Origin of the sequence: Streptomyces carminius (genome assembly GCF_002794255.1) — a bacterium.
Taxonomy (GTDB): Bacteria; Actinomycetota; Actinomycetes; order Streptomycetales; family Streptomycetaceae; genus Streptomyces; species Streptomyces carminius.
Window position 1 is genome coordinate 250,247 of record NZ_PGGW01000039.1, and the last position, 13,161, is coordinate 263,407.

Below are 13,161 nucleotides of genomic sequence, written 5' to 3' on the forward strand. Positions count from 1 at the left end.
CGTATGGGCCGGACCGGGGAATCGGTTCCTGCCTCGCCCGTGACAACGACAGGACGGGAGTCCGGGTTTCGTCTTCGAAAGAGTGAAGGAAATATCCGCCGACCGGCGGAATGGATTACCGGGGCGCATTCTTCCGTGCGGGCCGCCGGGGGAGGGATCCGCCGGCCGTCCGGCGCCGGACGGCACCGGACGGCACCGGACGGCCGGTCCCCGGATGCCGCCCGGGGTGCCCGACGGGACGCGGGGGCGCCGGAACCGGCTGTTTTTCACCCGAACGAATCCCTTGTGTCGCGACGGCCGGGGATCACCCCTCGACCGGACCCGTGTCACACGAGTGCTCTAGGGTTTCCTCACAGGCCCCCGGCGGGACCGGCCGGGGCAGGGGCGGAGGTTTCGGACATTCATGCGTGACGGTCGGAAGGCAGTAGTGATCGGCGCGGTCGTCACCGCGCTGGTCGGAGCCGCCGGAGTCGGGGCGTACGCCCTGGTCGGCGACGGCGGCCTGGACGCGGTGATCGCCAACGGTCCGGCCGGCGGGGGGAAGGAGACCGGCCCGCCGTCCGCCGAGGAGATCCGGGAGACGGCGCAGAAGTTCCTCGACGCCTGGCAGGCCGGGAAGACCGAGGAGGCCGCCGCGCTCACGGACGACGAGGCCTCCGCCGCCGAGGCGCTCGACGGCTTCCGCGAGAACGCCGGGGTGACCGGGGTGACCTTCGCCCCCGAGCCCGCCTCGGGCACCACCGTCCCCTTCACCGTGACCGCCGAGGTGGAGCACGGCAAGGAGCGCGCCGAGTGGGTCTACGAGTCGGATCTGGCCGTCATGCGGGACACCGGGACCGGTGAGGCGGTCGTCGACTGGGAGCCGTACGTCCTGCACCCCGAGCTCCAGGCGGGCCAGACCCTCGAGACGGGCGAGGCCGACGCCCCGCCCGTCAGGACGGTGGACCGCAACGGCACCGAGCTGACCGCCGAGGCCCACCCCGAGCTGGCCGCGACCCTGGCCGACCTGCGCAAGCGGTTCGGCGACAAGACCGACGGGAAGCCCGGGATCGCGACCCGGATCGTCGGCGCCGACGGCAAGGACGTCAAGACCCTCAAGAAGCTGAGCGAGGGCACCCCGGGCGAGCTGCGCACCACCCTGGACGTGCGGGTGCAGAAGGCCGCCGTCCAGGCCATCGCGGACAGACCCAAGGCGTCGGTCGTCGCGCTGAAGGCCAGCACCGGCGAGATCCTGGCGGTCGCCAACACCCCGGCCGACGGCTTCAACACCGCCTTCCAGGGCTCGCTCGCCCCCGGTTCCACGATGAAGGTGGTGACCGCGTCGATGCTCCTGGAGAAGGGCCTGGCGGCCAGCGACAGGCAGCACCCCTGCCCGAAGGAGTTCAACCACGGCGGCTGGCCGTTCCACAACCTCGACAAGTTCGAGATCAAGGGCGGCACCTTCGCCCAGTCCTTCTCCGCCTCCTGCAACACCGCCTTCATCAGCCAGGCGGGGAAGCTTGCCGACGACGACCTCACCAAGCAGGCCCGCGAGGTCTTCGGCATCGGGCTGACCTGGGAGGTCGGCACGACCACCTTCGACGGCGCGGTGCCCGTCCAGTCCGACGCCCAGATGGCCGCCTCCCTGATCGGCCAGGGCGGTGTCCGGGCGAATCCGCTGATCATGGCCTCGGTGTCGGCGACGGTGAAGAACGGCGTCTTCAAGCAGCCCCACATCGTCTCCCCCGAGGTGGACGGCCGCACCCTGACCAAGGCCCCGCGCACCCTTCCCCCGGCGGTCTCCCAGGAGCTGCGCTCCCTGATGCGGCTGACGGCCACCAGCGGCACGGCCGCCGAGGCGATGGCCGGCACGAACGGCGACATCGGAGCCAAGACGGGCTCGGCGGAGGTGGACGGCCAGGAGAAGCCCAACGCCTGGTTCACCGCCTACCGCAACGACATGGCCGCGGCGGCGGTCATCCCGGCCGCCGGCCACGGCGGCACGAACGCCGGCCCGGTCGTCCGCCAGGTCCTCAACTCCCTGAACTGACCGGCCCGGTCCCGTTCCGGCCGCCTGCCCCGCCCGAACGGCCCGCGCGAAACCGCCTCGCGCGGGCCGTTCCCGTCCGGTGGGCGTCACCCGCGCGGAACGGCCCGCCACCGCTGCCGTCTCCGCCGCGCGTCCGTGCTTCTCCGCCGCCCCGCGGTTCCGGGCCCGGTGGACACCGAGGCCCGGGCCTTCCGCCCCCGGCACCCGTACGGCCGGGGTGATCGGCCGCGAGGAGCCCTGCCCCGCAGCGTGACGCCGCGTTCCGGGACTGGCGTTGACGTCGGCGTCAGGGTCTAGCGTCGGGGCATGCGGATCGGGGAGCTGGCGAGACGCGCGGGTACCACCACCCGCGCCCTGCGGTACTACGAGTCGCTGGGGCTGCTGCGGGCACACCGTACGGCCAACGGCTACCGCGACTACGGCGAGGAGGATCTGCGGCTGCTGCGGCAGATCCGCACACTGCAGGACTTCGGCTTCGAACTGGAGGAGACCCGCCCGTTCGTGGAGTGCCTGCGGGCCGGACATCCGGCGGGGGACGCGTGCCCCGCGTCCCTGGAGGTGTACCGCCGCAAGCTGGCCGAGCTGGATGACTGCATCGACCGGCTGCGGACCGTACGGCGGGAGATCGCCGCCCAGCTGTCCCGCGCCGAGACGGTGGCGGGAAGGGCGGACGGACCGGTGGACGGACCGGTGGGGGGAGCTTCCGCACCGGAGCCGCGGTGTTTGCTGTCGCCGTGTGAGCCTCCCGGACCGCACGGACCCGCGACGGACGGGCCGCCGGACGCGGCCCGGGAGAGGAGAACGGGAACATGGCGCTGACACAGGAGCTGACGGCGGTCACCGATGCGACGTTCGCCGGGGAGGTGCTGGCGGCCGAGGGACCGGTGCTGGTGCAGTTCACCGCCCGGTGGTGCGGATCCTGCCGGATGATCGCCCCGGTGCTGGCCGAGGTGGCCCGTGAGGAGGCCGGTCGGCTGAAGGTGGTCCAACTGGACGTGGACGCGAATCCGGAGACCGCGGTGGCGTACGGAGTGCTGTCCGTACCCACCCTGCTGGTCCTCCGCGCCGGTGAGCCGGTGCGGTCCCTGGTCGGGGCGCGTACGAAGCGGCGGCTGCGCCAGGAACTCGCCGAGGTGCTGTGACGGCACCGCCCGGCACGCGGTGCCGCCGCGGCCGTCAGGGGCGGGGCGGCACCGCGCAGGCGGGCGTCGAGCCGGGCATGCGGTACCGGTTGGCGGCCACCCAGCGGTAGCCGAGCCGGGCGCAGCCGCGGATGCCGGGGAGGGCGAGGAACCTCCCCGCCGCGCGGTACCGCCGCTTCGGCGAGGACCGCAGGTACGCGGCGACCGCCCCGGCGCCGCCCGCCGCCGCCCGTCCGCCGTCGAGGAGCAGTACCTCGCGTTCCAGCCGCGCCAGATGGGGCCGGGTGATCCGCTCGGGCAGCGACTGCCAGGGCGCGGCGGGAACGGTGGGCGCGGCCCGGGCGACGAGGAGGGCGACGGATTTCTGGCAGAAGCCGCAGTCCCCGTCGAACGCCAGCACGGTGGACGGGAGTTCACGAGTCCCCACGGGGCACCTCCGGTACCGGGACGGCGGGGCCGCGGAAGCGGTCCCGGCAAACCAGGCTACGGCGCCCGCGAGCCCCGGAATGGCCGGAAACGATCCTTATCCGTCCAGGCCCTTCCCAGAAAGCGCTCTCCAGGGGACGATTCGGGAAAGGGGCCGACCGCTTGAGGCCACAGTCCGTGAACTGTCGGTGACCAGGACCTCCCAGAAGCCGTCGCAGAGCGATACGGTACGGCCCCGAAACGTAAGACCGAAGCCGCAAGAGAAGGCGGCGTTCGGAAGGAGGGGGGACCGTCCCGTGCCCACTGACTACGCGTGCCAGGCAGCGGCCGAGCAGGCCGCACACGGCATCGCGCCCATAAGGGCGCTCCTGGTGCCCGCCCAGCGCTCCGGCCCGCCGCAGCAGGAGGAGGTGTCGGTCGTGATCCGGTCCTTCATGGGACCGCAGCAGACCAGCCGCTCCTCCGCCCGCCGGGAGGAGGGCCCGCCGCCCGTCGAGCCCGTCGGGGCGCCCGTCGGCGCGGCCGTGCTGCTGAGTTTCCTCGACGGGCTGCGTGCCGACCTGAGCGGTGCGCTGGTCGACTGGTACTCGGCGATCCCGACCCAGCTGCCGCAGACGCTCGGCGTACCTGGTGCCGACTCGTCCGGACCGCCCGCCCGCATCCCCAACGGCTGGCAGTCGCTCGCCGACCTGCAGAGCAACGCCCAGGACGTGCTGACGGTCCTGGCCGGCCGCCCGCGCGGCGGTCAGCAGGTGGGCCCCGCGGAGCTGAGCTGGCGCCTGGCGCTGCTGGAGGACCTGTTCTCCGGGGCGCTGCGCCGGATGGGCATTCCGGACGACACCGCGACGGACTCCGCCGCCGAGCTCGTCGGCGCCACCGGCTCGCTGTTCGGCCTCAACCGGCCCACTCCGCGCTCGGCGCCCGCCCCGCAGCAGGCGTACTGAGCCGGGCGTACTGAGCCGCAGGGGCCGGGAGGGCTCCCCGCCGTCGGCCGGAGGCGCGAGCGGACCCGCCGTGAGCGCTTCCGTCCGCCCCGCGGCCACGGCCCCGCCGCCGGGCGGGGCCCGGCCGGCGGACGGACCCCGCCGGCCGCGGCACTAGGCTGAGGAGGAACCAGCCCACCAAGACAGACCGGCCCGGCACGGGCCGGGCAGCGGGAGCCCCATGGCCACGAACCTCGTCAATCTGGAAGCCGTCGGCAAGGTGTACGGCACCCGTACGCTGCTCGACGGCATCTCCCTGGGAGTCGGCGAGGGAGACCGGATCGGCGTCGTCGGGCGCAACGGCGACGGCAAGACCACCCTCGTCCGCATCCTGTCCCGGCTGGAACCGGCCGACACCGGACGGGTCACCCACGTCGGCGGGCTGCGGCTGGGCGTGCTCACCCAGCACGACTCGCTCGACCCGGCCGCCACCGTCCGGCACGAGGTCATCGGCGACCTGGCCGACCACGAGTGGGCCGGGCACGCCCGCATCCGGGACATCCTCACCGGGCTGTTCGGCGGGCTGGACCTGCCCGGCTTCCCGCAGGGCCTGGACACCGTCATCGGCCCGCTCTCCGGCGGCGAGCGGCGGCGTATCGCGCTGGCGAAGCTGCTCATCGCCGAGCAGGACCTGATCGTCCTGGACGAGCCCACCAACCACCTCGACGTCGAGGGCATCTCCTGGCTGGCCGGACATCTGCGCGCCCGCCGCTCGGCGCTGGTGTGCGTCACCCACGACCGCTGGTTCCTGGACCAGGTCTGCACCCGGATGTGGGACGTGCAGCGCGCCGCCGTGCACGAGTACGAGGGCGGCTACAGCGACTACGTCTTCGCCCGCGCCGAGCGCGAGCGCATCGCCGCCACCGAGGAGGCCAAGCGGCGGAACCTGGTCCGCAAGGAGCTGGCCTGGCTGCGGCGCGGCGCCCCGGCCCGCACCAGCAAGCCCCGCTTCCGCGTCGAGGCGGCCAACGAGCTGATCGCCGACGTGCCGCCGCCGCGGGATGCCGCGGAGCTGATGCGGTTCGCGAACTCGCGGCTCGGGAAGACCGTCTTCGACCTGGAGGACGTCACCGTCCAGGCCGGGCCCAAGGTGCTGCTCAAGCACCTCACCTGGCAGCTCGGCCCGGGCGACCGGACGGCCCTGGTCGGTGTCAACGGCGCGGGCAAGACCTCCCTGCTGCGCGCCCTGGCGGACGCGGCGTACAGCGGCGGCGAGGAGCAGCCGGCCGGCGGCCGGATCCGGGTGGGCCGGACGGTGAAGCTGGCGTACCTGTCGCAGGAGGTCGCCGAACTCGATCCCGCCTGCCGTGTGCTGGAGGCCGTGGAGCGGGTCCGGGCCCGCGTCGATCTGGGCGGGGGCCGGGAGATGACCGCCTCGCAGCTGTGCGAGCGCTTCGGCTTCGGCAAGGAGAAGCAGTGGACGCCGGTCGGCGACCTCTCCGGCGGCGAGCGGCGGCGGCTGCAGATCCTGCGGCTGCTGATGGACGAGCCGAACGTGCTGTTCCTGGACGAGCCGACCAACGACCTGGACATCGAGACCCTGACCCAGCTCGAGGACCTGCTCGACGGCTGGCCCGGCTCACTGGTCGTCATCTCCCACGACCGCTACTTCGTCGAGCGGACCACGGACCGGGTGTACGCGCTCCTCGGCGACGGCACGCTGCGGATGCTGCCGCGCGGCATCGACGAGTACCTGGAGCGCCGTGAACGGCAGCGGCAGACGGGCCCTCCCGCACGCACCGCCCCGGCCGCCCCGGCACCGGGCCGGGCCGCTCCCGCCGTTTCCCCTTCCACCGGCTCCGCCGATTCCGCCGCCCCTGCCGCCGCCAAGCCCGCGGCGCTCTCCCGGGCCGCCCGGAAGGAACTGCAGCGCATCGAGCGCAGGCTGGAGCGGATCGAGGAGCGGCAGACCGCGCTCCACGCCGAAATGGCCGCGCACGCCACCGACTTCGAGAAGGTCGCCGCCCTGGACACCGAGCTGCGGGAACTGACCGGGGAGCGGGACGAGTTGGAGACGCGCTGGCTGGAACTGGCCGAGGAGGACTGACGGCGGCGCGGATTCCGCGGCTCGGCGTCCAGGGCGGCGCCGGCGGAGGACCGGGGCCGCCGGAGTCCCGGGTAACGGCGGGATCGCGGGCGGGTCTCACCTGATGGACCGGAAGGGAACCGACGACCTTTCCGGATGTGTCCGGTGGTAGAAAGAGCTTCGCTCCACTGTCGGTGCCCATACGTCAAGAGACGTCGGAAAGCTTCGGAAAACGTCGGAAAAACGTCGAGAAGTGGCGGGCCAGTGTCCGATTCGCTCTGCCCAACGGGGGGCTGAGGGGCTGGGCAGCCGGTCCGCGCGTGAAGAGGAAAACCATGTCGCAGCCGCCTCCGCCACCCAGCCAGCCGCCGTCCGACGGCTCCGACGCGCCCCGGCAGCCGGACGGGCCGCCGCGGGAGCCCGGGAGTCCGTCCCAGAACCCGCCGGAGCAGCAGGCACAGTCGCCGGAACGGCCGGAGCCGTCCGGACAGCAGTCGCCGGACGCTCCGGCCCCGGCCCCGGACGCGTCCGGGGACCGGCTGGCCAAGTCCCCGGCACAGCCCGGCCAGCCCGGCCGGCCCGCCCCGCCCCCGCCGCCCGGCCCGCCGCAGTTCCAGCCGCCGTCGGGCGGCTTCGGCGCGCCGCAGGAACCGCAGACGCCGCAGGCGCCGCAGCCCCCGCCGTCGTACGGCTACCCCCAGCAGCCGCCGCCCGTCCCGCCGTACGGCGGGACGCCGCAGCCGCCGTACGGCCAGCCGCCGTCCTACGGCTACCCCCAGCAGCCCGCCCAGCCCTACGGCCAGCCGCCCGCGTACGGGGCGCCGTACGGGCAGTACCCGCCGCAGCACCCCTCCCAGCAGCCGACGTACCCCATGCCCGCGGGCGGGACGCCGCCGCCCGGCGCGGGCGGCGGCAGCGGCAAGATCCTGGCCGTCGTCGCCTCGGTGGTCGCGGTCCTGCTGATAGCCGGTGCCGGGATCTGGTTCCTCGCCGCCAAGGGCGACGACGAGCCCCAGGCCAAGGGCGGTGACACCAGGGGCGCCAGTGAGGGCACCAGCGAGGGCGGCACGGGCGAGCCCGGGAAGAAGGGCGGGACGAAGCGCGAGCACAAGGACCAGGTCGGGATGGCCTGGCAGATCGACGCGCCGGACATGTCGAAGGCCGAGGACACCATCCACGACGTCCCCGGCACCTGGTTCGTCGGCGACAACATCGTCAAGGCGTCGACCGACTCCGTCACCGCCTACAACATGGACAGCGGTGAGGAGGCCTGGTCCATCGACATGGCCCGCGGGTCCAGGTGCACGGCCGCCCAGCAGGTGTCGGACAACAGGACCGCGGTGCAGTGGGGCCGCAAGTGCGAGAAGATCATGGCGATCGACCTCGCCGCGGGCAAGGAGCTGTGGCGCGAGGACTTCCCCACCAAGGACCGCGGCGCGAGCGAGTACAGCTACACCGAGATGGCGATCAGCGGCAACACGGTCGCCGTGGCGTGGATCGGCAACGCGGTCGGCTACGACCTGACCAGCGGAAAGAACCTGTGGTCGACGAAGCAGGGCGAGAGGTGCCAGGACCGCGGCTACGTCGGCGGCAGCCAGCTCGTCGCGCAGATCGAGTGCGGGTTCGGTGAGACCCAGGCGCTCCAGTCCGTCAAGCCCGACGGGGCCAAGGGCTGGGAGTGGAAGGCCCCCGCGGGGGTCGACATCAAGCGGATCTTCTCCGTGGACCCCGTGGTGATCGGCGTCCAGGCCGGTGGTGAGTACGACCTCACCGACCTCATGATCCTCAGCAGCTCCGGAAAGCTCCAGGCGAAGATCAGCCTCCCCAAGGAGCGCTACTGGTTCGCCTGTGGGGGCATCGCGCTGGCCGACTGCCACAACGTCGTCGTGGACAAGGCGAACAACTCGGTCTACCTGCAGACCTACCGGCACCAGGGCGAGACCGGCAGCGTCAGCGAGATCGCCGCGTTCGACCTGGCCACCGGCAAGTCGAAGTGGCTCTCCAAGCCGACGGAGGAGACCCAGGTCGCCCCGCTGGCCATGGAGGACGGCAAGCTGCTCGGCTACGAGCAGCCGTCGTACGAGAGGGCGGGACTGATCACCTCCATCGACCCCGGGACGGGGAAGGCGACTCCGTACGTGCGGATGCCGGCGGCCTCCCGGGACCTGGAGCGCGGCATGAACAGCATCGGCAACGGCCGCCCGTACTGGCACGACGGCCGCTTCTTCCTGGTGGTGCACCGCTTCTACAAGGACGCGAGCCTCAACAAGGGGAGCATCCTGGCGTACAACTGACGCCTCGTACGGCGGGCGGGCCCCGCGCTCCCCGGGGGAGCACGGGGCCCGCCCGGCTGTCCGGGTGCCGGGCGGCACCGGCGGCGGCGCCGGGGGAGCGCGGTGGTAGAAAGAGCGACGCCCCGACACCGTTGTTGCAGACATCAAGACACCGGGACGCCGTGGGCCGGGTCGGCCATCCCGGTCCGCGGCCGAAGAGGGAACCCATGTCACAGCCGCCTCCACCGCCCGGCCGGCCGCCGGCGGGAGGATTCGGGCCGCCGCAGGAACCGCCGCGGCCGCCGGCGTACGGCCCCCCGCGGTGGCCCGGCCCGTACGGGCCGCCGCCCGCGTACGGGAATGCCGACCAGCACCCCGCGCACCCCGCGCACCCCGCGCCCGGCGGCACGCCGCCACCGGACGGGAGCGGGAGCAGGGGCGGGGGCGGACGGAAGAGGACGCCGGCCGTCGTCGCCTCGGTGGTCGCGCTCCTGCTCGCCGTCGGCGCCGGGGCGTGGTTCCTGGGCGGGGACGACGGCGGCACGGCGGCCGGAGCGGACGGCCGGAACGCGGCGAACGCGGCGAACCCGGAGAACCCGGAGAACCCGGAGAAGGAGCACGACGGCCGGTTCGAGACGCTCTGGAAGAAGGCCGCGCCGGACACCTCGGACCTCGCCGACCAGGGCGGTTACGCCTACGGCACCTGGTTCGCCGACGGGAGGCTCGTCCGCGCGCTGTTCGACTCGGTCGTCGCGTACGACCTCGCCACCGGCCGGACGAAGTGGCTCTCCGAGCCCACCCGCACGGGCCAGACCACCCCGCTGGCCCTGTGGGACGGCAGGCTGCTGGGCTACGAGCTGCCGACCCCCGACGAGGCGGGACGCCTCACCTCCATCGACCCGGGGACCGGCAGGGCCACCCGGTACGCGGAACTGCCGGACGGTGACTGGAAGGCGGAGTTCGCGATGCAGTCGAGCCAGAGCCGCCCCTACTGGCACGACGGCAGGCTCTTCCTGGTGGCGGGTGACTTCTTCACCGGCGAGCACCCCGGCCGGGGCGGTCTGCTGGCCTACGGCTGACCCGGCCGGCGGCCGGGACCCGGCCCGGCCCCGCGACGTGAGCGGACCCGCACGCCCCGTACGGGCGCGCGGTCCCGCTCACGCGGTTCTCGCCGGAAGGGGCGCGCGGCGCGGGGCGAGCGTGTAGCTTCCGTGGGCATGGCGCGGCCGGGCGGAACGGGCTGGACCGGGGCACAGGCACAGGACGACAGGGGTGTGGATGACCGTGCGGCTCATGGTGGTCGACGACCACCGTCTGCACGCCGAGGCGCTCGCCTCGGCGCTGAAGTTGCGCGGGCACCGGGTGCTCGCCGCCGCCGCGCCGGCCGCGGGGGCGGCCGAGCTGGTGATCAGCAGGGCACCGGAGGTGTGCCTGTGGGGGACGGCGTCCCCCGCTGAGCCGGGGGCGTTCGACCCGGTGGCGCGGATCAAGCGCGAGCGCCCGCAGACCGCGGTCGTGGTGCTGGGCCCGGTGCCCAGCCCGCGGGGCATCGCGGCGGCGTTCGCGGCGGGGGCGTCCGGCTACATACGGCACGACGAGCGGATCGAGGGCGTCGAGCGCGGCATGGTCCGGGCCCGTGCCGGGGAGACGGCCGCGGCGCCGCAACTGCTGCAGGACGCCTTCGCGGAACTGCTCAACCCCAGGGCAGAGCCGGACGACGAAGGGGTCCGGCTGCTCCAGATGCTCACCCCGCGGGAGATCGAGGTGCTGGTGCGGGTGGCCGAGGGCGAGGACACCCGGCTGATCGCCCGGGGCATGGGCATCGCGCCCAGCACGGCCCGTACCCATGTGCAGCGGGTGCTGATGAAACTCGGGGTCGGCTCACGGCTGGAGGCGGCGGCGCTCGCGGCCCGGACCGGACTGCTGGACCGGGTGACCGTACCCGGCTCCGGCACCGTCCCGGGTGCCGGGCGGGAGCCGGGAGCGGACACGGGAACGGGGGCGGGCTGAGCGTCGCCGCCCGGCCCGCCCCCGTCCGTACCGTCCGTCCGGTCACTCCCCGGCGGGCGGCCGGTTCCCCTCGGCGGCCGGTCCCGCTGTGTCCCCGCCGGCCCCGCCGCCCCCGCCGGCCTCCCGCGCGGTGGGCGGCGGAACGGCGGGGCTCAGCCGCAGCCACAGCAGGAAGAACAGTCCCAGCGCGAGCATGGCCAGTCCGGTCCACAGGTTGATGTTGATGTTCTGGGCCTTAGCCAGATCCGCGTCGGAGACGAAGACCCCGGCGAGGGTGACCATGACCCCGTAGATCAAGAAGAGGACGCCGATGACCCGGCGGATGTCGAAGAGCCGGGCCGCGCTGGCCGAGCGTTCCTCCATCCGCAGGTCCTCCTGCTGCCAGTCGGCGGCGCCGCCGGGGCCGTTCGGGGTCGGGTCGTTCCTGCCGTTCGTCACGGAAGATCACATCCTTCGCTGTGCGGTGCGCGGAGCACTCGGGGCGCTCAGAAGGAGACTCAGAAAGAGAAGGGGACGTAGCACAGGGCGGCCAGGATGATCGCACCCCAGCCCAGCAGCGCGGGCCTGCGGTACCAGGCCTCGTCGCCGGCGGCCGGGGGCTCGGCCAGGCCGGGGGCCCGGGTGCCGTACACCAGGCCGGCCAGTCGTTCCACGGGTTTGGGCGCGGTGAACAGGCTGACCGTGACGGAGACGACGGCGCCCACCACGAAGGCGATGATGGCGGAGACGAAGTTGGCGCCCTGGTCGGTGGGGATGTCGACGAGCCCGCCCTGGTAGAACCAGAAGTAGTTGATCATCGCCGCGACCGTGCCCGACAGCAGGCCCCAGAAACCGGCGGCGGCCGTCATGCGCTTCCAGAACATGCCGATGATGAAGACGGTGAACAGCGGCACGTTGAAGAAGGAGAACAGCGTCTGGAGGTAGTTCATGATGTTGCTGAACGTCGCCGCGATGAACGCCGTCCCCATGCCGAGGACCACCCCGATCGCGGTGACGATCCGGGCGACGAGCACGTAGTGCTCGTCCGGGCGGTCCTTCTTCAGGTAGGCCCGCCAGATGTCGTTGGTGAACACCGTGTTGAAGGCCGAGACGTTGGCGGCCATACCGGCCATGAAGGCGGCGAGCAGACCGGTCACCGCGATGCCCAGCACGCCGTTGGGCAGCAGGTCCCGCATGAGCATCGGGATCGCGTCGTTGTACTCCAGGCCGTTGCCCTGGCCGATGTCGGGGGCCACCACCAGCGCGACCAGGCCGGGGATGACGACGAGCGCGGGGATGAAGATCTTGGGGAAGGCGGCGATCAGCGGGGTCCGCTGGGCGGCGGAGAGGTTCTTGGCCGACAGGGCGCGCTGCACCTCGGCGAAGTTGGTCGTCCAGTAGCCGAAGCTGAGGGCGAAGCCGAGACCGAGGACGATGGTGAGCCAGTTGGCGCCGAGCGGGTTGTCCGAGCCGATGCCGGTGCCGCCCCAGGCGGAGACGAAGTTGTCGCCCTGGGAGGCGGTGAGGGAGTCGCGCAGTCCGCTCCAGCCGCCCACCCGGGTCAGGGCGAGGACGGTCAGCGGGATCAGGCCGGCCAGGATCACGAAGAACTGCACGACCTCGTTGTAGATGGCCGAGGACAGGCCGCCCAGGGTGATGTAGAGCAGCACGAACACGCCCGCGACGACGATCGACACCCACTGCGGCCAGCCCAGCAGCGCCTCCAGCACGATGGCCAGCGCGTAGAGGTTGACGCCCGCGATCAGCACGGAGGCGGCCGAGAAGAGGATGCCGCTCAGCAGGTGCGAGGACGGCCCGAAGCGGTGCAGCAGGAACTCCGGGACCGAACGCACCCGTGACCCGTAGTAGAAGGGCATCATCACCAGGCCGAGGAAGACCATCGCCGGAATGGCGCCCACCCAGTACCAGTGCACGGTGTACATGCCGTACTGGGCGCCGTTGGCGGCCATGCCCAGGATCTCCAGGGCACCGAGGTTGGCCGCGATGAAGGCCAGACCGGTGACCCAGGCGGGCAGCGAGCGGCCGGAGAGGAAGAAGTCAAGACTTGTCTTGATACTGCGCCGGGCCGCGAACCCGACTCCCAGGACGACGAGGAAGTAAACGCCGAGGATCGCGTAGTCCAGGGCGTTCGTCGGGAGCCGGAGATCCTGAGCCAACTGTGGCATGGGCGCTCGCCTCCATGGCGTGACGGGGCCGGTGAGGGACGGCCCCTTGACGTTGATGTTCAGTCATGGTTCTTTGTGTTTGATTGTGTTCGGGTCGCAGTATAGGA

Annotated in this window: 11 protein-coding genes; 8 read left to right on the forward strand and 3 right to left on the reverse strand. The window is 72.8% G+C overall.

Annotated elements, in window-relative coordinates:
* Window positions 1-403 precede the first annotated feature (403 nt).
* From CUT44_RS11620 to trxA, 3 genes are all read left to right on the forward strand, one after another.
* Entirely contained in the window at window positions 404-2,029 is a 1,626-nt protein-coding gene (locus CUT44_RS11620; RefSeq protein WP_100201852.1) for a penicillin-binding transpeptidase domain-containing protein, read from the forward strand.
* Between the two features lie 306 nt (window positions 2,030-2,335).
* Entirely contained in the window at window positions 2,336-2,848 is a 513-nt protein-coding gene (locus CUT44_RS11625; RefSeq protein ID WP_100201853.1) for a MerR family transcriptional regulator, read from the forward strand.
* Window positions 2,839-3,171: a thioredoxin gene (gene trxA / locus CUT44_RS11630; RefSeq protein WP_100201854.1), complete on the forward strand. Its 333-nt coding sequence runs from the start codon at window positions 2,839-2,841 to the stop codon at window positions 3,169-3,171. The genes CUT44_RS11625 and trxA overlap by 10 nt, the downstream gene beginning before the upstream one ends.
* A gap of 34 nt (window positions 3,172-3,205) precedes the next feature.
* Here the strand turns inward: trxA and CUT44_RS11635 are convergent, their stop codons facing one another.
* Window positions 3,206-3,598: a thiol-disulfide oxidoreductase DCC family protein gene (locus CUT44_RS11635; protein ID WP_100201855.1), complete on the reverse strand. Its 393-nt coding sequence runs from the start codon at window positions 3,596-3,598 to the stop codon at window positions 3,206-3,208.
* Between the two features lie 295 nt (window positions 3,599-3,893).
* Here CUT44_RS11635 and CUT44_RS11640 point away from each other — a divergent pair, with 295 nt between their 5' ends.
* From CUT44_RS11640 to CUT44_RS11660, 5 genes are all read left to right on the forward strand, one after another.
* A complete protein-coding gene (locus CUT44_RS11640) occupies window positions 3,894-4,541 on the forward strand; it encodes a hypothetical protein (protein WP_100201856.1) in 648 nt (215 codons plus the stop codon).
* 220 nt (window positions 4,542-4,761) lie between these two features.
* A complete protein-coding gene (locus CUT44_RS11645; protein WP_100201857.1) occupies window positions 4,762-6,627 on the forward strand; it encodes an ABC-F family ATP-binding cassette domain-containing protein in 1,866 nt (621 codons plus the stop codon).
* A 314-nt stretch (window positions 6,628-6,941) separates the two neighbouring features.
* Window positions 6,942-8,900, forward strand: coding sequence for an outer membrane protein assembly factor BamB family protein (locus tag CUT44_RS11650; protein ID WP_100201858.1), 1,959 nt, complete (start codon window positions 6,942-6,944; stop codon window positions 8,898-8,900).
* Window positions 8,901-9,358: 458 nt separating this feature from the next.
* Window positions 9,359-9,958 carry a hypothetical protein gene (locus CUT44_RS11655; protein WP_100201859.1) on the forward strand — a complete coding sequence of 200 codons (600 nt, stop codon included), beginning with the start codon at window positions 9,359-9,361 and terminating at the stop codon, window positions 9,956-9,958.
* A gap of 199 nt (window positions 9,959-10,157) precedes the next feature.
* Entirely contained in the window at window positions 10,158-10,889 is a 732-nt protein-coding gene (locus CUT44_RS11660; RefSeq protein ID WP_233221347.1) for a response regulator transcription factor, read from the forward strand.
* A gap of 42 nt (window positions 10,890-10,931) precedes the next feature.
* On the opposite strand, the gene CUT44_RS11665 is transcribed toward CUT44_RS11660, so the two are convergent.
* Window positions 10,932-11,252 carry a hypothetical protein gene (locus tag CUT44_RS11665; protein WP_233221361.1) on the reverse strand — a complete coding sequence of 107 codons (321 nt, stop codon included), beginning with the start codon at window positions 11,250-11,252 and terminating at the stop codon, window positions 10,932-10,934.
* 134 nt (window positions 11,253-11,386) lie between these two features.
* On the reverse strand, window positions 11,387-13,054 hold the full coding sequence (locus tag CUT44_RS11670; protein ID WP_100201860.1) for a sodium:solute symporter family protein: 1,668 nt from the start codon (window positions 13,052-13,054) through the stop codon (window positions 11,387-11,389).
* Window positions 13,055-13,161: the final 107 nt, after the last annotated feature.